Below are 20,195 nucleotides of genomic sequence, written 5' to 3' on the forward strand. Positions count from 1 at the left end.
GGTGTGCGCTGCGGCGCCGGGCCGTCCGGGTCCGGCTCGTTACGAACCGGACAACCGTCCGCTCAGCGTGAGTCGCCCGGCGCGCGTCCGTCGGCGGTGCTGTCGGTGCCGCGCCCCGGCGGGGTCACGGCCGGGGGCGGGGTAATCGTCGCGTGCGCCCCGGTGGAACCCGGATCGGCACCGCTCTTGGTGGTCAGCGATTCGAGCGCCAGCTTCCACTCGTGCGCGTCGCCGGGCCGCCGGGCCGGGTTGTGCGACACGCTCTGCACCAGCAGCGAAACGATGCTGCGCGTCAGCCCCAGCGCGCGGAGGTCGTCGGCCATGTCTGGCCCGGGCCAGCGCGTCAGATCGCCCAGCAACATCTGGAACCCGAGCACCCCGAGCGCGTACACGTCGTCCCGCGGGTCCGGCGGGTCGCCGTTGCGCTGCTGCGGGCTGGCGTACCCGAAGCTGCCGGCGGCGCGGAGCAGCGTGGGCACGCGCCCGCTGTTGGTCAGGTACCCGTGCGTGGCCCCGTCCGCGGGGGGCGCGCTCGCGGCGCCGCCGATCCCGAAGTCGGTCACCCGGAACGTGCCCGCGGCGTCGCGCAGCACGTTAGCGGGCTTCAGGTCGCGGTGAACGATGGGGATCTTCAGGCGGTGGCAGTGCGCGATCGCCTCCGCGATCGCGAGGAGCGTGCGCACCGCCCGGCGGACCCGCTTCGGCGCGGTGCGGGCCTGCCACTCGCGGACCGCGTCGATCAGCGTCCCCCCCTCGACGTACTCGTACATCAGCCACGGCACGTCGCCGTCCAGGTTGCACTCCAGCAGCGGGACGATGTTCGGGTGGTCGCCCGCGTGCTTCATGACGCGGACCAGCACCTTCTTTTCGTGGGTGACGAGCCGGTGCCGCACGTCGGGGTGGGTGAAGAACTTGACCGCGCGGCGCTCCGCCTTCCACTCGTGCCGCACCAGCCACACCTCGCCGAACCCGCCGGCCCCGATCTGCCGCTCCAGCACCCAGCTCGACAGCCCCGGCAGCGGGTCGCCGGTCGCGAACGACAGCCGCATCGGCTCGACGGCCTGGACCGCCGAGAGCGGGTCGAGGCGGGCGCGCTCGGCGCTGCCCTGCGCGCGGGTGTCCGGCGACGGGAGCGGGCCGCCGGTGGAATCCGGGCGGAGGGGGAGCCCCTCCCCGCTCGGCTCGGGGACGAAACGGAACCCGCACCGCGGGCAGGTGATGACCTTTCCGCCGCGCAGGCGCATGGGCGTTTTCAGCGCGACCCCGCAGCCGGGGTTCGGGCACCTGTACGAAACGGGCATTCGGCGCTCCCGCCTCAATGCGAACTGGGGCGATGACTGGGCGAGCTTCGGGCTCACGACGTGTGAAAAGTATGGTAGCAGCGCGGCCCACAAGTTGGAATCCGAGACCGCTTCGGTGGCGAATAACGGATATCGGTGACGACTTTGCCGACACTTCGCGTGTGGCGCGACCGCGCCAGGCGCGACCGCGCCTCCGTTCCCTAACGGCGCCTCCAAAAATCACGAAACCGATCCGTTTCGCTGACGTTTCACCGGGTGTTATGCTCGGGGCAAGAACCGTTCGCGTGTCCACCCGCGGGGAGCACCTGTGACCGAAACCACGATCGCGCTGGCCGTAGCGATCGCGTCCGCGGTGGCCGCGCCGCGCGCCGAAACGCACGTCAAACTGACCGTGGACGCGACCGCGGCGCCGAAGCCGGCCCTGCGGTACGTGCTCCTCCCCGAACTGAAGGAACTGACCCCCGGCAACCCGATCCCGGCGTACATGAAGTGCGTGATCGGCCAGGAAGCGGGCGCCGCCGAGTCGCCCGCGGACCGGGGGCTGCTGCAACTGGCCGATCGGGCCGCGCGGATGGACAAACCCGACTGGCAGATCCTCCCGAAGCTCAGAACCGACGGCCTCGCCCTCCTGCTCCCGGACCTCCAGAAAATGCGCCAGCTCTCCGCCGCCCTCCAGGAGCGGTTCCGCGACGAGGTGGCCCGGGGCCGGTTCGACGACGCGCAGGTCACCGCGAAAACCATGTTCGCGCTGGCGCGGCACATGGGCGAGCACCCCACGCTCATCGGCAGCCTGGTCGCGATAGCGCTCGCGCAAGTGGCCGCCGCGCCGTTCGAGGAGATGCTCGGCCAGCCGGGGTGCCCCAATTTCTACTGGGCGCTCACGGCGCTGCCGCAGCCGTTCGTGCCGCTCGACAAGGCCCTTGAGGGCGAGCGCATGCTGATCGACGCCGAACTGCGCGACCTGGACGATCAGCAGCCGATGACAACGGCTCAACTGAAAAAGCTGATCCAGCACCTGGAGCGGATCGACCGCCGGGACACGAAGCTCATCGACTGGCTCGCGCGCACGGCGAAGGACGCGGACCACATGGAGGCGGCGCGGGCGCGGCTCAGCGAGCACGGGATCGCCGGGGAGCGGGTCGCGCAGTTCTCGCCGTACCAAGTGCTGTTGCTCGACGAGCGGCGGGAGTACGAGATCCAGCGCGACGAACAAATGAAACTCGTGCCGCTGCCGGCCTGGGAGGCGGTGCCGCGGCTCAAGCGGCTCCCGGCGCCGAAAATGAGGCCGATCGTGGACACCTTTCTCCCGGAGTTGCAGCGGATCCGCGCGGCACAAGCGCGCGTGGACCAGCGGCTCGCGCTGCTCCGGCACGTCGAGGCGCTGCGCCTGCACGCCGCGGGCCACGGCGGCGCGCTCCCGGCGCGGCTGGCGGACGTGGACGTGCCGCTGCCGGTAGACCCGTTCACCGGGAAACCGTTCCGTTACGAGGTGATCGACGGGGCGGCCCACCTGTGGGGCACGCCGCCGCTCGGCTACGAGGACAACGCGGCGTACAACCTCCATTACGAAATCGTGATCCGCAAGTGACCGCCGCACACACTTTTAGGGGTCCGTACCGGTGACCGCGCTGCTCCTACTTTCTGTAACACTCAGCGCGCCGCCGGCCGCGCCGCCCACGGCGGTGGCGGTGCGGCCGGCGGCGGCGCCGAAGCCCGCACTGAAGTACCAGCTCCTGCCGGAGGTGCGCGAACTCAAGCCCGGGAACGCGGCGCAGTGGTACCTGCGCTGCTTCATGGAGCAGCGGCAGTTCTTCTTTAGCAAGGAGGGCGTCGCACAGCGGACCCGCTACCAGTCGATGACGCTCAAGGAGTTAAGGGAGGAGGGCCTCCAAAACTACGGGGGGTCGGCGCTCACGCAGGCCGACTGGGGCGCCCGGCTCGAGACCGTGGACTGGCAGGTGCTCGACCGGGTCCAGACCGAAGGGCCGGACCTGCGGTTGCCCGAACTCGAGCCCCTGCACCGGCTGGCGGTCTCGCTCCAGATCCGGCTCCGCGGCGAGATCGCCCGCGGCGACTTCGACGACGCGGTGCGCACCACAAAGACGATGACCGCGCTGGCGCGGCACCTCGGCGAGTACCCGACGGCCGCCGCCGCGCGGCTCGGGCTGAAGGTCGCGAACTTGGCGCTCGACGCGCTGTGGGAACTGGTGCAGCAGCCGAACGCGCCGAACCTGTACTGGGCGCTCACCGACCTGCCCGCGCCGCTCGTGGACCTGCGCCGCGGCCTGCAAGGCGACCGCGCGCTCGCCGATTCCGAGTTGAAGCTGTTCCGCGACGACCGCGCGATGACGGGGGCCGAAACCGACGAAATCGTCGGGCGGCTCTCGGGCCGCGCCGGGTACATCCGCCAGCGCGCGGGGCTGCCACCGCACGACCTCCGGACGGCCCTAACGGCCCGCGCGCAGGACGCCGGCACGGTCCGCGCCGCGCGGGCGCGGCTGATCGAAGCCGGCGCGGGCCAGTTCGCGGTCGGCACGTTCTCCGATGTTCAGGTGGTGCTCCTGGACGACAAGCGGGAGTACGAGATCGCGCGCGACGATCGGCTCAAACAGCTCGGACTGAAGGCGTGGGAAATCGACGCGCGTGCAACGGACGCGCGATGCAACGGGCTGTTCGCCGACCTGCTGCCCAGGGTGACCGAGTTGCGGCACGAGCAAGCCCGGTTCGAGCAGCGCGTCGCCCTGTTGCGGCACGTCGAAGCACTGCGTCTGTTCGCCGCGACCGGCTCCGGGGCGCTCCCCGTCAGCCTCACCGAGGTCGGCGTCCCGGTCCCGGACGACCCGTTCACCGGGAAACCGTTCGCGTACACCCTCTCCGGCGGCGTGGCACAGCTCCGCGGGGCGGCGCCGAAGGGCGAGGAGAAGAACCCGCACTTCGCCGCCGCGTTCGACGTGACCCTCGGGAGCCCCGAAGGCGCGCGACCGCCGGCCACGACACGCGACGGCGTGAAAAAGTGAACACCGGTTCGTCTGAGTACCAGAAGCGTCGCCTCAGCGACAGTTCAAGGGGATCGAGTCATGGCCGCGCCGCTCCCGCTGAGCCCACTCGACCAGATCGACCCGGCCGACGCGTGGAAGCCCTGGGTGCCGTCCGCTTCGGACCCGTGGGACCGCACGTGGGCCGCCCACCTGTACCGGCGCGCGGCGTTCGGCGCGAGCGGTCCCGAGCTCGCTAGCGCGGTCCGAGTGGGCCACGCGGCGACCCTCGAGCTGCTGCTGAACGGCACAGAGAAGTCCGGCGAGCTGATGGCCACGTTGAACGACGTGGGCCGGGTCTCGGCGACGCGCGACACCGACGGCACCGAGCTGCGCGGGTGGTGGTTGTACTGCATGTTGCAGGGCGGGCACCCGCTCCGCGAGAAGCTCGCGTTGTTCTGGCACAACCACTTCGCCACCAGCATCGCGAAGGTGCGCGAGCCGGGTCTGATGTTCCGCCAGAACGTGACCTTCCGCGCGCACGCGCTGGGCCGGTTCGGGCCGCTGCTGCACGCGGTCACCCGCGACCCGGCGATGCTCGTGTGGCTCGATTCCAACACCAACGTGAAGGGCAAGCCGAACGAGAACTACGCCCGCGAGCTGATGGAGCTGTTCTCGCTCGGTGTGGGCAACTACAGCGAGGCGGACGTCCGCGAGGCGGCCCGCTCGTTCAGCGGCTGGCACACCAGCGGGAGCAGCTTCCGGTTCAACGCCGCCCAGCACGACGGCGGCCCGAAAACGGTCCTCGGCCGGACCGGGAACTGGGACGGGAACGCGGTGGTGAAGATGGTGCTCGATCAGCCCGCGTGTGCCCGCTTTTTGGTCCGGAAGCTGTACGCCGCGTTCGTCAGCGAGCTCCCCCCGCCCGAGCAGCTGCTCGAACCGCTCGGCGACACGTTCCGCAAGAGCGGGTACGACATCGCGGCGCTGATGCGCACGATCCTCGGCTCGCGCCTGTTCTACTCCGGGCACGCGCTCCGCAAGCGGATCGCGAGCCCGATCGAGTACGCGCTGGGGGCGGTCCGGGCCACCTACCGGCGCTACGAAGAGGGCGACACCCACTTCCGACCGTTGGCGCACCAGCAACTGCTCAGGTGGCTCGCCGGGATGGGCCAAGTTCTGTTCGCACCGCCGAACGTGAAGGGCTGGCCGGGTGGCAAAACGTGGCTGAACACCGCCACTGTCCTCGAACGGAACAACTTCGCCGCGGCGCTGGTGTCCGGAACGCTGTGGATGCCGCCGCTGGAGGAGCAAGCGTTCGTGGTGTCGGCCGACATGCCGCCGCCGAAGGCGTTCGACCCCGCCCGCGTGCTGGAAGAGGAGAACGTGACCCGGCCCGCGGACGTGGTGCGGGCGCTGCTCGACCGGTACGTTCCCGGCGGGGTGCGTGCCGCCGCCCGCGAGAAGCTGGTTGCGTTCGTGGCGGAAGACGCGCCGACGGGGTTACTGCTCGCCCGCCGCGCCCGCGAGGCCGCGCACGCGATCCTGACCATGCCCGAAGCGCAGTTGGTTTGATGCGGCGAACGGCGGCGTGCCACCGGACCAGATGAACGAACGGGTTTCGGCGGCTTTATCAAGGTACACACTTACCGGAGCGAATCATGCTGACCCGCCGACAGGTTCTGAACCGAGCGCTGCGCGGCTCGTCGCTGGTCGCTCTTGGAACCGTGGTGCCGCAGTTCGTGGCCCGAACGGCGCGGGCCGCCGCGCCGGGCAAGGACACGGTTCTTGTCGTCGTGGAACTCACCGGCGGGAACGACGGCCTCAACACCGTCGTCCCCTACGCGGACGACCTGTACCACAAGGCCCGGCCCACCCTGCGGCAAACGAAACAGCAGGTGATCCGCCTCGACGACCACGTCGGGCTGCACCCGGGGCTGCAAGGCCTGACGCCGCTCTGGGACGCCGGGCAGCTCGCGGTCGTGCAGGGCGTCGGGTACCCGAACCCGGACCGCTCGCACTTCGAGGCGATGGACATCTGGCACCTCGCGGACCCGGCCCGGTCTTCCAAAACCGGTTGGCTCGGGCGCGCCTCAGCCGAGATGGACAACCGCGCCGGCGGCATCCCCATTTTGCACGTCGGCGCTGGGAAAGCACCGGTCGCTGCCGCCGGCACTCAGGGCAACAACGCCGTCAGCCTCGGGGACGAAAAGGCATTCCGGCTCGAGGTGGGCGACGGCGACCGGTCCGAGGCGCGCCGCAAGCTGCTTGAGGACGTATCGGCGCCCGCGGAGGCCGAGGACGACCTTCTGGCGTTCGCGCGGCGCCGGCAGGTGCAAACGCTCGGCGCCGTTGACCTGCTCCGGGAACTGCTGGAAGGGCCGAACGCGGTGCGCACCTTCACCGGCGGGTTGCAGCAGAAGTTCCAGCTCGTCGCCGGGCTGATCGCGCGCGGGTTCGGCACGCGGGTCTTCTACCTGAGCCTCGACGGGTTCGACACGCACGCGGACCAGGGGCCGGCGCACCAGCAGTTGCTCACGCAACTCGCGACCGGAATCGGCGATTTCTTCCGCGAACTCAACGACACCGGGAACGCCGACCGGGTGCGGGTGATGACGTTCTCCGAGTTCGGCCGACGGGTGGGGGAAAACGGCAGCCGCGGCACGGATCACGGGGCCGCGTCGTGCATGTTCGTCGCGGGGGGTGGGGTGAGCGGCGGGGTGGTCGGCAAGCACCCGAGCCTGTCGGACCTGCTCGAAGACGATCTCAAGTACCACACCGATTTCCGCCGGGTGTACGCCACGCTCCTCGACAAATGGTTGAACTGCGACAGCAAATCGGTGCTCGGGGCCACGTGGGACCACGTGAAGGGGCTTGGGTGAACGTGCGCCCGTGGCTCCCTCACGACAGGGGGGTTCTGACACGGAGCGAGCAACCCGACCACCGAACACAGGGCGCGCAAACATTGGGCGCCGCTGGCCTCTCGACCGGCGACACGATCGCACCCGGCTCTCTTAGTGAAGCGGCCTCCACGCCCAACGCGCCAGCCCGCTCCCGCTCACCTCTTGGAGCGCCGCACGCCCCAGCATCGCGTTGCAAATGACAGCGCGTTACGTTATTACCCCATCTTCTCGAACTCTACGGCACAAGGACGTGCCCCATCATGACGGCCCCCTTTGACCGACTCGCCTACGCCCGCCGCGTGTTGCGCGCCGAAGCCGCGTCGCTCGACGTGGTCGCGGGTCGGCTCGACGACGGGTTCACGCGAGTCGCGGACGTGCTGCTCGCGTGCCGCGGGCGGGTCGCGGTTATCGGCGTGGGGAAATCCGCGGACATCGGGCAAAAGACCGTCGGCACGCTCAACTCCACCGGCACCCGAGCGTACACCCTCGATGCCACGCGCGCCGTCCACGGCGACCTCGGCAGCGTCCACCCGGACGATGTTGCCCTGCTGCTCTCCCACAGCGGCGAATCGGAAGAGCTGATCCGGCTCATCGCCCCGCTGAAGAAGCTGGCCGCCGGCGTGCTCGCGATCACGGGCAGCGCGGCGAGCACGCTCGCCCGCGCCGCCGACGCGGCCATCGTCTACGGCCCCGTCATCGAGGCGTGCCCGCTCAACTTGGCCCCGAGCAGCAGCACGACCGTGATGCTCGCGCTGGGCGACGCCCTCGCGTTCACCCTGCTCGAGCAGCGCCAGTTCACCGCGGACGAGTTCGCCACGTTCCACCCGGCCGGGTCGCTCGGGCGGAAGCTCGCGGTGGTTTCCGAGTGGATGCGGCGGGGCGACGAGCTGCGCGTCGCCCCGGAAACCGACACCGTGCGCGAGGTGTTCGCCAAGGTGCGGCACACCGGCCGCCGGACCGGTGCCATCATGCTCACGGACGCCGCCGGCCGGCTCTCGGGCCTGTTCACCGACAGCGACCTCGCGCGCCTGTTCGAGAACCGCGAGGACCGGCTCCTCGATTCGCCCATCGCCACCGTTATGACACGCGCGCCGGTCGTCATCGGCCCCGAAGTTCGGGTCACGGTCGCACTGGACGCACTCAAGGCGAGGAAGTTCAGCGAGCTGCCGGTCGTCGATGCAGACGGGCGGCCGATCGGCATGCTCGACATTACCGACCTAATCGGACTCGACCCACACGCCGGCGAAACAAATTCACATCCCCATTTGCGCCTGACCGGCCGTAAGAGCGCGTAAAGTGATGCAGACTTCCGAGCTTGCCGCCCGCGCCGCCGCCATCGAACTCCTCCTACTCGACGTGGACGGGGTCATGACCGACGGCAGCGTGGCCTACCTGGACGACGGGCGCGAACTGAAGCGGTTCCACGTGCGCGACGGGTCGGGCTTGAAGTTGTGGCGCGCGGCCGGTAAGCGGGTCGCCATCGTGTCGGGGCGGAGCTCGCCGGCGGTCGAGCGCCGGGCCGCGGAGCTGGGCGTGTCGCCCGTTCTTCAGGGGCGCGAAGACAAGCGCCCGGCGCTCGAAGAGGTGCTCCGTGTAACGGGGGTGACACCCGACCGGGTGTGTGCCCTCGGCGACGACCTGCCCGATGTCCCCGTGTTGCGGGCGTGCGGGCTGGCGGTCGCGGTGGCGGACGCCTGTGCCGAGGCCCGCGCGGTCGCCCACTACGTCACCGCCGTGCCCGGCGGGCACGGGGCCGTCCGCGACGCCATCGAGTGGCTGCTGAAGCTCGCGGGCCGCTGGGGCGACGTGACGGCCCGCTACACCACTTAATCCGGAGTGCCATGCTGACGCCGCGGCGGACCATGTTGTTGCTCGCGGGGTTCATGCTGTCCGCGGGCGCGTACTTCGCTTACGCACAGTTGCTCGGCTGGCTCGACGGGCTGCCGCAGCTCCCCGCCAAGATGCTCACCCCGGCGGACCCCGGGACCTTTGTGCCGCCCGAGCGCAGCACCTCGCCCACGCAGCACAAGCTCATCGTGGCGTTCGGCGAGAACAGCCCCGAAACGAACTACTCGCACTACGAAACCCAGCTCGCGTTCCACAACGGCGAGTCGACGATCGTGGTCGCGGCCGGCAAGGCCCCGAGCAACCCGAACTCGAAACGCGTCACGCTCAGCCCGTTCAGCATCGCGATCTTCAGCAAGGAGCGGCGGGAGCACCTGCGCCAGCCCGGCGAGGTCACCGAGATCACGACCATCCACGCCGACAAGGGCGTGCTGGAGTTCGACCGGGTCATCACCAACCCGGCCGACATGCGCCCGGGCAAGGCCAGCCTGGTGCAGTTGGAGCTGCACAGCGACTTCGCCGAAGCCCTGCCGGACCCCCGCCGCGGCACCATCCACATCACCAACAACCAGCGATCCAGCGACCCGAACCGGGCCCTCGTGCTGCGCACCGTCGGGCCGATGTTCTACCGCGACCCGAAGGCGGTCGCGGGCACCCCCGCCGCAGACGGTCCGGACTTCTGGACCGACGCGACCGTGGAGATCGTGGACCGGCAGAACCTCCCCCGCCCGGTCGGCTCGGCCGCCCCGGTCGCGGTCCCGACCAAGAGCGAGGAGAACCGCCACTCCGGCGCCGTGGCCGCGATCCTGAGCGGGCAGCGGCTCCCGCCCCCGACCATCACCGCGCTCGGCCTGCGCGTGTACCTCGAACAGAAGCCGGCGGCCGGGCAACCCAAGCCGGCGCCGAAGCCCGGCGCCAGCCCGATGAACGGCGTCCGCCGCGTCGAGTTCCTTGAACAGGTGGTGATGAACCTCTGGGTCGACAACGGGCAGTCGATCGTGGGCGGGGCGCCCGCGCCGGGCCAGCCCCCGCCGCCCAAGAACAGCGGGCTGGCGCTCGTGCCCCCGCCGCCGGCGATCGCGGCCGTCACCGGCGGGCTGGGGCCGATCGGGTACAACGCCCGGCTCCTGAACCGCGCGCTGCTGCAAATCGACACCCGTGGGCCGTTCTCGTACGACGCCGAAAAGGCGCTGGCCCGGTTCGACGTGGTCGCTCACTCGGACCCGAACCTGCCGAACGATGTCCAGGTGACCAAGATCCCGGCGCACGGCGGCGCCAGCAGTTTGTACAGTCAGGTGCTGGAACTCGAGTTCAACGGCGGGCCGACCGGGGCCGCGCGCCCGTCGAACGCCCCAGCCATCAAGCAACTCCATGCCTGGACCCAGGTGCCGAACGGCTACATCACCCTCGCCTCCGACGACAACTCGGTCGTGGCCTACGGGCGGGATCTGGTCCACCAGCAGGCCGAGTCGCGCACGAAGCTCTCCGGCACCCCGCTCCGCGTCGTGCAGGGGCGGAGCGAACTCAGCGCGGGCACGCCCCAAGAGCCCGCCACGCTCATCATCGAGCCGGGGCCGCCGCTTCAGGGTGCCCCGGGTCAGCCCGCCGTGCGGAAGCAACAGATGACGGTCCGCGGCGCCGGCAAGATCGAGATGCGTGACGCCGACACCAACGCCGTCACCTTTTCGGCGTCGTGGCGAACGTCGCTGGTGCAGAGCCGGGATCTGATCGACGGTCGGGAACAGGATGTCTTCGTCCTCACCGACAACGCCAAATTCGACGACCGCAAGGCCGACTACTGGCTGACCGGCAACGTTCTGAAGGTCTGGATGGAGCCGCGCGCCGACAAAGCGGCGGGTGCCCCGGAACTGTCGTCCCCGACCGGCGGCGCGAAGCCGTCCCGGGTGCTCGCGGTGGGGAACGTGAAGAGCCACTCCGCCGAGTACGACATCACCTACGCGGACCAACTGACCGTTCACATTACGGACGCAAAACCCGTCGCGGTGACCCGGGCGGTCGCACCGCCCACGAAGGACCCGGCCCCCGCGCCGCAGCCCGGCCCACCGCCGGTGACCGCGCCGGTCCCGCCTAAGCCGCCCGAGCCGGTGGCAAAAGCGCCCGAGAAACCGAAGCCGCCGCACCAAATTAGCGCCAAGACCATCGAAATGCACCTGACGCGGTTCATCGCCCCTTCGCCCGCGGGTCCGAAGCCGAAGGAGCCGGCCGGCGAGAGCGTCCGGTACCAGCTCAACCACGCCCGGTGCGAGGAGGCCGTTAACGTTCACCAGGACCCGACCGACCTGTCCAAGTCGCGCGGCGTGGACATTCTCGGCCGGCTGCTCCTCATCGACGGGTCCGCAGACGGCAGCGTGATGACCGTGTACGGCTGGCCCAACCGGCTCGGCGAGGTGCATCAAGAAGAGATGTCGCTGCTCGGGCCGGAGGTGATCCTGAATCAGGTGCGCAACTCGGCGTCGGTAACCGGCCGCGGGGCGCTCACGATGCCGACCAACAGCGACTTGGCCGGCGGCGAGTTGCGCCAGCCCGAGGTGGTCGTGATCCACTGGCGCGACAAGATGACCTTCGACGGCGCGAAGCGGTCCGCCCAGTTCGTCGGCAAGGTTCAAGCCACCCAGGGCGAATCGTCGGTCAATTGCCATACGATGAACGTGGTGTTCGACCGCCCGATGTTCTTCAACACCGCCCAAAAGCAAGCCGCCGCGAAAGAGGGGAACACCAGTAAAGCCAAACTCGACAAAGTCTTCTGTTACCCGGCACCGGGCGACACGGCCGACGCCCAGCGTGATCTCGAGGTGAGGTTCAACCAGGTCGAGCACGACAAGGACGGCAAGCCCATCAAGGTTCAGCAACTCAGCGCGTCGGAACTCACGATCCTCGCGCAGGCGCAAGGCCCCGGGAGCAAGGAACCGTTCCAGCGCGTCATCGCCGAAGGCCCGGGGACGGTCCGGATCTGGCAGCAAGGAGACGCCAACCCGGTCGGCCCGCCCGGAGGCGCGGCCCCCCAGCCGATGCAGCCGGCCGCCAAGAACGACCAGGAAATGAAACTCACGATCGTCAAGTTCGGCGGCCGAATGATCGCCGACGAAAAGGGCAAGGTGTATCGAGAAGCCACGTTCACCGACAACGTGAAGGCGATCAGCCTCCCGTCGAAGTCCCCGACGCTCGCCGTCGACATGAACAACCCGCCGGAACGCGCGGTGTTGATGACCTGTTCGAAGAAGATGGTGGTGTGGAGCCACAAGAAGCAGAACGCGGCGCCGGAACAGGTCATGGAGGCCGAAGGCAACGCCTACGTGCAGTCGGACGACTACGACGGGTCCGCGGAGAAGATCAAAACGCACGGCAAAGCGGTCGATCTGATCGGTAGCTCGACCGTCCCCGCGCGGGTGATGAGCCGGTTCGACCGCAGCAACGAAAAAACCGGCAAGATCATCAGCTACGACCGCAGCACCGGTTCCATCAACGTCGTCGAGAGCTACGGTGGTAGGATCAACCCGAACAAGTGACGCCGGGTTGCTCAATTGGGGTTACCGCTGATGCTTGGGTACAGAAATTAGGTTGCTCGCAGACATCGTGGGCGAGTGGGGCATCAAGCCCCTTACCCACGATGTCTGCGAGCAAACCAATCGACTCAATACAACGCGGCATGAAAGAGCCGCACATGGTCAGTGCCGGAGCAATCGCCGGTGGCCGCTGGCGAGCACGAACACCAACGATGGCGGCCGGGTAAACCGATCTCGTGTGAACGCTGGCCGAGTGGTTGGTCGATTTCACCGAGCAAGGCAACCCGGACACTACCCGGAAATCATCCCGTCCGATCAATTAATTTGGTGCACGGGGTGCCAAACCGAAAATAATCACGCGGTTCCAGATCGCTTCGCTTCGAGTTCCTGCCAACGGGTGTACAACTTCTCCACAGCAGCTTGTGCATCTTCCAGCGCTTTGCACGCGGCGGTCAGGGCAACGTGGCTACTGCCCGCGGCGCTCACTTCCGCCTCACGCCCCGCAACACGCTCTTCGGCCGCCAGAATCGCCGCTTCGATCCCGTCAAACTCTTGCTGCTCCTTGAAGCTTAACTTCTTCGGTTTCGACGGAGCGGGAGTGCTGGCCTTCTTCGTTGTGGCCGCCGCGGGCGCTTTTGCGGCTCCGGCCGCACGCTCGTAATCCGAGAGCCACTGCCCGACGCTCCCGTAACTCTTGGCCCTGCCGAACCCATCGAGCCCGATCACCTCGATACACAGTCGGTCCATCAGGTCTCGGTCGTGGGTGACCAGCACCACCGCGCCGGGGAACTCGTCGAGGCTGTCCTCCAGCGCTTCGAGTGAGGGGATGTCGAGGTCGTTGGTTGGTTCGTCCAGCAGCAGCAGGTCCGCGGGCTTGAGCATCAGTTGTGCGATCCGCACGCGCGCACGCTCACCGCCGGACAGCGCGCTGATTTCCACGTCGAGTTGCTCGGGGCGGAACAGGAACCGTTGCGCCCAGCCGCCGACGTGGAGTTGTCGCCCGTTAAACGTCACCTGGTCGCTGTTGGGACTGAGTGCGACGCGCAGCGGTTGCGAGAGGTCGAGCGTCGAGCGCCCCTGCTCGAACATCACCGCGCGGAGCCCTTCGGCGCGTGTCACGCTCCCGGCGTCCGGCGCGAGTTCGCCGGCGAGCACCTTCATAAGTGTGCTCTTCCCGCTTCCGTTTGGGCCGAGCAACCCGAGCCGGGTTCCGGGGCTGAGAATCAGGTCGATGCCGCTGAACAGCGACCGCCCGCCGAGCGCTTTGCCGATGCCCGCGGCGGTGATGAGCTTCTTGGTTTGCCGGCCGGTGCCGGCGAAATCGATCGCGGCCTGCCCGGCCGCGGCGGTGCGGTAGTTCAGTTCCGCGAGTTCGTCGCGCCGGGCCGCCGCCTCGCCGATGCGCGATCGGGACTTCCGCCGCTGTGCCGACTCCTTTCGCCCGAGCCATTCGGTCTCGCGGCGCACCTGGTTCGCCACCGCGTCGCGCAGTTTCGCCTGGGCTTCGAGGAAGGCGTCGCGCTTGTCGGCGAAGTCGTCAAAGCTCCCGGCGGTCCGGAACGACCCACCCGGGTACACGCGGCTCACCTCCAGAATCTCGTCGCTGACGGCGCGGAGGAACGCCCGGTCGTGGGTGGCGACGAGGTACCCGAACGGGGCGGCCTGCAGCAGCTTCTCCAGCCACACGACACCGGGCAGGTCGAGGTGGTTGGTCGGCTCGTCCATCAGAAGGAGGTCCGGCTCTCGAACCAACTCCCGAGCGAGCGCGAGCCTCTTCCGCCACCCGCCGGAGAGCGTGTCGGCGCGTACCTCGAAGTCCTCGAACCCGACCTGTGTGAGTGTGATCGCGGTGCGCGTTTCGCGCTCGTGGTCTTCGAGGTTCTCCGCCGCGAGGGCCTTCATCAGAACCGAATGTACGGTGTCACCGGGCTCGAACGTGTCATCTTGTGCCAGGTACCCGACTCGCACGCCGCGCCGGAGGGTGCGGGTGCCGCCGTCGGGTGTTTCGATGCCCGCCAGGATCTTCAGAAGGGTCGATTTGCCGGCCCCGTTCGGCCCGATGAGGCCGACCCGCTCGCCGGCGCGCAACTCGACACTGAGGCCGTCGAACAGCGGGCGCGGGCCGTAACTCTTGCTCAGTTCCTGGGCGGACAGCAGCAACGACATGATCCGTTCCGTAAAGTCGGGGCGCGGGTTTCGGCCCCGCGGACATGCGTTATCATACAAGTCCGAACCCGTTCCCGGAGGCGCCGGCGTGGCCGAAGACGAACCGTTCATTCGCGCCCTGTTGGCCGCACCGGACGACCAAACCGCCCGGCTCGTCTACGCCGATTGGCTGGACGACCGTAGAGACCCACGCGCCGAATACTTGCGTCTCAGCGCGCGACTCGCGGAGTTGCCACTCGGGTCCGACAAGCGGCAGACTGCACGGGAACGAATGTTAGCCCTCCAGAACGGGCTCCCGTCGTGGTGGCTTGCAGCGGTGGGGTTCTCCGCAGTGTCTCATGAACCGAACCCGGTGCGTGTCGAGTACGCCGCACAAGCCCTGAAACGCCCGGCGGCGTACACAGATTTGTTCGATTACGAGATCACCATGCACGCCGCTGCTATCAGCGCGGCGGGGTGTATTGCGTTCCTCGAATCGCGATCGAAGTGGAACGGCGGTTACCAGGACATCCGCTACGATCTGCGGTTACGTGATCCGGCAAGCAAGCGCGGAGCCGTTTGTGAGCTGTACACTCACAATCCTTACTTCGGTTGCGACGTTCAGTTCTTCGAGTGGTACGGAGACGCGGCACTGCTGATCTACCAAGAGAAGCGCAGCGTGCAGGTGTGCCGGTTCGGCTTCGATAATCGCCCGGCGTATCGTGCGGCCGGAAGGATCTGGCGGTTGTACGGCCGAGTGCTGGCGTTCCGGGATCCCGGTGTTACCCACGTCTGCCGACTGTCCTTGCCTAACCTCGAGGAGCTTACGCCGTTGTCAGAATCAGCGGCGCGGGAACGGGACATTTGGCCCGAATAGCGGTCGCCCTCACACCCTCACCAACCGGTGGAGGGTGATCTCCGGGCGCACGTTGAACCGCACCCGCAGAGTGTGCCCCAGCCCGCGGTTGATGTACATCGACCGCCCGTCGCCGAGGTCGAACGCGCCGGCAGTGTACCGCTTGTTCGCCACCGGTAACAGCGGGGGCGGGAGGAACGGCGGCTTGCACTGGCCGCCGTGTGTGTGCCCGGACAGAATCCACCCCCGGAAGCGTCCCCAATCTACCGGCCGGTCGGCCGCGTCGGGGTTGTGACACAGCACAACCGTCGGTTCGTCGGCGTCGAGTCGCGGGAACACGGCCTCGGGCTTGAAGTTTGGACACCAGTAATCGTCCACGCCCGCGATCCGCAGTCCCGCGACCACCCGGCTCTCGTTCCGGAGAACGGTTACACCCGCGCTGCTGAGTTGTGCGGCGACCTCGGCACCCGCCCCCAGATCGGACCAGGCGGTACCAAAATCGTGGTTCCCGAGCACCGCAAAGGTTCCGAGCGGCGGCGGAACCAGCGCTGCGAAAATCGTCTCGATGTCGTGCGCGTGCGCCCCCACCGCGCCGTGGTCGGTCACGTCACCGGTCACCACCACAATATCGGGCCGGAGTGCCGACAGGTCGCGCATGCACGCGGCGAGGTAACTCGCATCCACCCTTGGCCCGCTGTGCAGGTCGCTGACCTGTGCGAGCGTCTTCCCGTCCAGTTCGGGCGGCAGGTTGCGCACCGGCATGTCGTTCCGCACCACCGTGACCCAGCGCGGCTCGATCCGCCACGTGTAAACCCCCACGCCGAATGCGGCGCCCGCGCCGCCTAAAAGGAACTGCCGACGGGTCAGGCGCCACTTCATCCGTCACCCTCGTGTCGTGAACTGATCTCCGACCGATGGTGACAGACGGCCGCCCACCCGTCCAGCCGGATTCCCGGCGCGCCGCCGGAACCGCGGCGCGCTGATAGCTTGTCTTCGCGGGGTTCGTGCTCACACTCTTCAAGGGAGAACACGTTATGGCTGACAAACCACTCGCAGGGAAGGTCGCGCTGGTTACCGGGGGCTCGCGCGGGATCGGCGCGGCCATCGCCACCCGGTTCGCTGCCGACGGGGCCAAAGTCGTCGTCAACTACGCGCGCAGCGCGGGTGAAGCCGAAAAAGTGGTGTCGGGCATCAAGCAGGCCGGCGGCGACGCCATCACGGTGAAAGCGGACGTGGGCCAACCGGCCGAGATCCCGCCTCTGTTCGAGGCAACCGTCAAGGCGTTCGGCAAACTCGACATCCTGGTGAACAACGCTGCCATCATGCAGCGGCTGTTTCTCCCGGATGTCACCGCCGAAACCATCGACGCGCACTTCAACGTGAACGTTCGCGGCTACCTCCTGTGCTGTAAGTACGCCGCCGAGCGCATGACCTCCGGCGGGTGCATCATCAACATCGGCAGCGCGATCAGTCGCATGGCGTACCCCGGCGCGGTGGTTTACACCGCAACGAAAGGGTCAGTGGACCTGATGACACGTGTGCTGGCCGCCGAACTCGGCCCCAAGGGCATCCGTGTCAACGTCCTCGCTCCGGGGTCTACCATCACCGACATGAACAGCGAGAAGAGCGGCAAGACGCAAGAGGAAGCGGACCAGGAGATCGCAATGACCGCGCTGCGGCGTCAGGGCCTACCGGTGGACATCGCCGACGCAGCCGCGTTCCTGGCATCGAACGATGCTCGCTGGATCACGGGCACCTGGCTCGACGTGTCCGGCGGCATCCGGTTGTAAAAGTGTGCGGCGCAACGCCGCGCGCAAAAGAACCGGCCGCAAATCACCGAGGTGTCGCCCATTCACCTCAATGACCGCGGCCGGTCTGCGGTAAGATACCGCTCGATTTCGCCGATCTAACACGAAGCGGGTGAAGGCGAATCTCCGCAATCCCGCTCGCCCAATCTCCATTCACTGCATGCCTTTACAACCGATCATCACAATTCGTGTGGCGTAACGACACCAATGTGCTCATGCGAGAGGCACCACCCCAACAGACCGAAAATGGGGGAAACCAGCCGTTGGACGGCGTTCAAGATTCTTGCAGCGTTTCAGGGTCGATGTCGCGCTGATCGGGCCGGTGCTCCTCACACAGATAAAAGCTGCGTCGGAACACCGGGACGAACCAACACAGCTTGTGCCACCCGCGGTGCTGGTAAACGGCCGGCCGCTCGCACCTCTCGCAGCGCCGCGCGCTGCCGTCGGTACGGCGAATGACCGCGGCCCGGAGCGCGGCGTCGTATTCGGCGATCTGCTCGCGGGTGATCCGGCGGCGGTCGAGTTCCCCCTCCATCAGGTCGAGCGCAGCGGGCTCCATACCGTCGCGGTAAATCGTGACCCTGTCGAGTAGTTCCGCCGTTGGAGCGCGGCGGATGTATGCGGCAATCTCTTTCAACGGCAGGTGCATCGGCTTGGCTCCGATCAGAACCGGTTGAGGGGCCACGGGGTTCAAAGTTGAGTGACGTGATTCGGGGAACTTCGGCGCCGGTTTCGGCGTCAAATGCCGTAGGTGTCGGTGCTAGGCGAAAGTGAAAAACGGTAGACCGCTGCCGTTTCACTGGTCTAAACTACCGGAACGACCACCCCCACAGTTTACCCGTCCCGGACCGCAACGGGATCGCTCACTGACGAATTCCACCCTCCAGGGGAAGGCGAATGACCCGCTACCTGCTCTTGCTCGGTGCGCTGCTGGTCGCAGCCGGGCCGTCGGTCGCCGACGACGAACCGAAGCCGCTGACCGGCGGCATCTCGCCCCAAACCGCTAAAATCAACGAATTGATCGCCAAGGGGTGGGAAGCGGCGGGAGCCAAACCGGCGGCGAAGGCCAGCGACCACGAGTACATGCGCCGGGTCTTCATTGACCTCATCGGGCGCATCCCGACGGTCGAAGAGATCCGGGACTTCGAGCAGGACCGCGCGGCGAACAAACGGGTGCGGCTCGTCCAGCGGTTGCTGAACGAGAGGAAGTACGCCCCGAAGCCGAACGGGCGGCCCGTTACCGCGGTCGCCGGGCTGTCGAAATTCCCCATCGACTACTCGGCGGCCTACGCCCGCAACTTCGCCGAGATCTGGTCCGTGTGGCTGCTCACCCGCAGCGGGTTGGACCCGATCTACCGCGAACAGTTCATGATGTGGCTGGAGGACCAGCTCGATAACAACGTTCCGTACCGCGACTTCGTTACAGGCTTGATTACCGCGACCGGCAAGAGCAACGACAACGGCGCCGTTCACTTCGTGTTCCGCCACATCGGCGACCCGATCCAGGCCGACGCGAAGGGCCAAAAGGTCGACCTGAGCGAGTTCGGCAAGTACGACAACGTGCCGGTCACCTCGCGCGTCACCAAAATGTTCCTGGGCATTCAGACCCAGTGTACCCAGTGCCACGACCACCCGCAGGCGAAGGAGTGGCTCCAGGCCGACTTCTGGGGGGTCAACGCGTTCTTCCGTCAAACGGAAAAGGTCGGCACGCAGAACACCATGCAGAAGAAGCAAACCGCGACGGCGAACTACGTCGAGCTGCGCGAGATGCCCGATTGGAACAAGAAGGGCATGGTGCTGTACGAGCGCCGCGACGGCCAGCGCAAAGCCACATACCCGGTGATGCTGAAAGATCTGGCTCAGTCCGAAAAGGGAGAGAAATCCACGAAAAACCTGATCTCGGCGCCGGCGACGGCCAAGACCCGTCGTCAAACCCTCGCCGAGTGGGTCGTCCAGCACGACAACTTCGAAAAGGCGCTCGTGAACCGGATGTGGGGCCACCTGTTCGGCCGCGGCCTCCAGAAAGACGCCACCGTAGACGACTTCAAGAGCGACAACGAGATCGTTCACCCGGAACTGCTCACGTACCTCGGCGAGCAGTTCAAGCAGTACAACCATGACATGAAGAAGCTCCTGGAGTGGCTCTGCACCTCCGACGTGTACCAACTGAGCCACGTCGCGGTGAAGGGGCAGGCCGACCCCAAGTTCGACCCGTTCTTCGCCCGTATGCCGCTGAAAGCGCTGTCGCCGGAGGTGCTGTTCGACTCGCTCTCGCTGGCGACGCGGGCCGAGTCCCGGCTCAAGGACGCCGAGTACAAAGCCCTGAAGGCGAGCTGGACCGGCAAACTGGTTCGCAACTTCGGCGACGACGAGGGCAATGAGACGACGTTCAACGGGACCGTTGTTCAGGCGCTGCTCCTGATGAACGGCAAGGACCTCAACAACGAGGTGGGGACCACGCGGGACAAGGGTGTGGTCGCGGACGTGGTGAAAAAGCACCGCGGCACCCCGTCGCCCATCTACGACGAGCTGTTCTTGATGACCGTGAGCCGGCACCCAACCCGTGAGGAGCTGGCGAAGCTCGAGCAGATCCGCTCCGGACGGGCGACGATCACGCTGGGGAATGGCGGCAGCCCGTCGTCCGGCAGCAAAGGAGCGACCCCACCCAAGAGCGGCCCCGTGCCCGTACCGGGGGCCAGCCCCGACGACATCACGTACTACCAGGACGTATTCTGGGCGCTGCTCAACACGAACGAGTTTATGCTGAACCACTGATCGAAACTGGCACAACGAGCAGCGCCGCCACGGAAGCGACGCCGCGCCGCGACTACTTGTCGT

At 67.6% G+C, this 20,195-nt stretch carries 14 protein-coding genes; 10 read left to right on the forward strand and 4 right to left on the reverse strand.

The window, feature by feature from the left end; genetic code table 11:
• Positions 1 to 62: 62 nt before the first annotated feature.
• Complete coding sequence (locus R5W23_RS12375; RefSeq protein WP_320686584.1) at positions 63 to 1,301, reverse strand: protein kinase domain-containing protein; 1,239 nt, start codon at positions 1,299 to 1,301, stop codon at positions 63 to 65.
• Between the two features lie 307 nt (positions 1,302 to 1,608).
• Between R5W23_RS12375 and R5W23_RS12380 the strand changes: the two genes are divergently transcribed.
• From R5W23_RS12380 to R5W23_RS12410, 7 genes are all read left to right on the forward strand, one after another.
• Positions 1,609 to 2,889, forward strand: a complete 1,281-nt coding sequence (locus R5W23_RS12380) for a hypothetical protein (RefSeq protein ID WP_320686585.1) — start codon at positions 1,609 to 1,611, stop codon at positions 2,887 to 2,889.
• A gap of 31 nt (positions 2,890 to 2,920) precedes the next feature.
• Entirely contained in the window at positions 2,921 to 4,318 is a 1,398-nt protein-coding gene (locus R5W23_RS12385) for a hypothetical protein (protein WP_320686586.1), read from the forward strand.
• Between the two features lie 60 nt (positions 4,319 to 4,378).
• Positions 4,379 to 5,851 (forward strand): DUF1800 domain-containing protein, encoded by a 1,473-nt coding sequence (locus tag R5W23_RS12390; protein ID WP_320686587.1) that lies wholly within the window; start codon positions 4,379 to 4,381, stop codon positions 5,849 to 5,851.
• Between the two features lie 86 nt (positions 5,852 to 5,937).
• Positions 5,938 to 7,158, forward strand: coding sequence for a DUF1501 domain-containing protein (locus R5W23_RS12395; protein WP_320686588.1), 1,221 nt, complete (start codon positions 5,938 to 5,940; stop codon positions 7,156 to 7,158).
• 281 nt (positions 7,159 to 7,439) lie between these two features.
• On the forward strand, positions 7,440 to 8,474 hold the full coding sequence (locus R5W23_RS12400; protein ID WP_320686589.1) for a KpsF/GutQ family sugar-phosphate isomerase: 1,035 nt from the start codon (positions 7,440 to 7,442) through the stop codon (positions 8,472 to 8,474).
• Between the two features lie 4 nt (positions 8,475 to 8,478).
• Positions 8,479 to 9,009, forward strand: a complete 531-nt coding sequence (locus tag R5W23_RS12405; protein ID WP_320686590.1) for a KdsC family phosphatase — start codon at positions 8,479 to 8,481, stop codon at positions 9,007 to 9,009.
• Between the two features lie 11 nt (positions 9,010 to 9,020).
• Positions 9,021 to 12,551 (forward strand): hypothetical protein, encoded by a 3,531-nt coding sequence (locus tag R5W23_RS12410; protein ID WP_320686591.1) that lies wholly within the window; start codon positions 9,021 to 9,023, stop codon positions 12,549 to 12,551.
• Between the two features lie 351 nt (positions 12,552 to 12,902).
• On the opposite strand, the gene R5W23_RS12415 is transcribed toward R5W23_RS12410, so the two are convergent.
• On the reverse strand, positions 12,903 to 14,714 hold the full coding sequence (locus R5W23_RS12415) for an ABC-F family ATP-binding cassette domain-containing protein (protein WP_320686592.1): 1,812 nt from the start codon (positions 14,712 to 14,714) through the stop codon (positions 12,903 to 12,905).
• A gap of 88 nt (positions 14,715 to 14,802) precedes the next feature.
• Here R5W23_RS12415 and R5W23_RS12420 point away from each other — a divergent pair, with 88 nt between their 5' ends.
• Complete coding sequence (locus R5W23_RS12420; protein WP_320686593.1) at positions 14,803 to 15,570, forward strand: TIGR02996 domain-containing protein; 768 nt, start codon at positions 14,803 to 14,805, stop codon at positions 15,568 to 15,570.
• Positions 15,571 to 15,579: 9 nt separating this feature from the next.
• On the opposite strand, the gene R5W23_RS12425 is transcribed toward R5W23_RS12420, so the two are convergent.
• On the reverse strand, positions 15,580 to 16,428 hold the full coding sequence (locus R5W23_RS12425; RefSeq protein WP_320686594.1) for a metallophosphoesterase: 849 nt from the start codon (positions 16,426 to 16,428) through the stop codon (positions 15,580 to 15,582).
• Positions 16,429 to 16,583: 155 nt separating this feature from the next.
• On the opposite strand from R5W23_RS12425, the gene R5W23_RS12430 reads away from it, so the two are divergent.
• Positions 16,584 to 17,339 carry a glucose 1-dehydrogenase gene (locus R5W23_RS12430; RefSeq protein ID WP_320686595.1) on the forward strand — a complete coding sequence of 252 codons (756 nt, stop codon included), beginning with the start codon at positions 16,584 to 16,586 and terminating at the stop codon, positions 17,337 to 17,339.
• Positions 17,340 to 17,631: 292 nt separating this feature from the next.
• Here R5W23_RS12430 and R5W23_RS12435 read toward each other — a convergent pair whose 3' ends face one another.
• Positions 17,632 to 18,006: a hypothetical protein gene (locus R5W23_RS12435; protein WP_320686596.1), complete on the reverse strand. Its 375-nt coding sequence runs from the start codon at positions 18,004 to 18,006 to the stop codon at positions 17,632 to 17,634.
• Positions 18,007 to 18,254: 248 nt separating this feature from the next.
• On the opposite strand from R5W23_RS12435, the gene R5W23_RS12440 reads away from it, so the two are divergent.
• Positions 18,255 to 20,132, forward strand: coding sequence for a DUF1549 domain-containing protein (locus tag R5W23_RS12440; protein WP_320686597.1), 1,878 nt, complete (start codon positions 18,255 to 18,257; stop codon positions 20,130 to 20,132).
• Positions 20,133 to 20,195 lie beyond the last annotated feature (63 nt).

The sequence above is a fragment of the Gemmata algarum genome (assembly GCF_034097035.1).
GTDB lineage: Bacteria > Planctomycetota > Planctomycetia > Gemmatales > Gemmataceae > Gemmata > Gemmata algarum.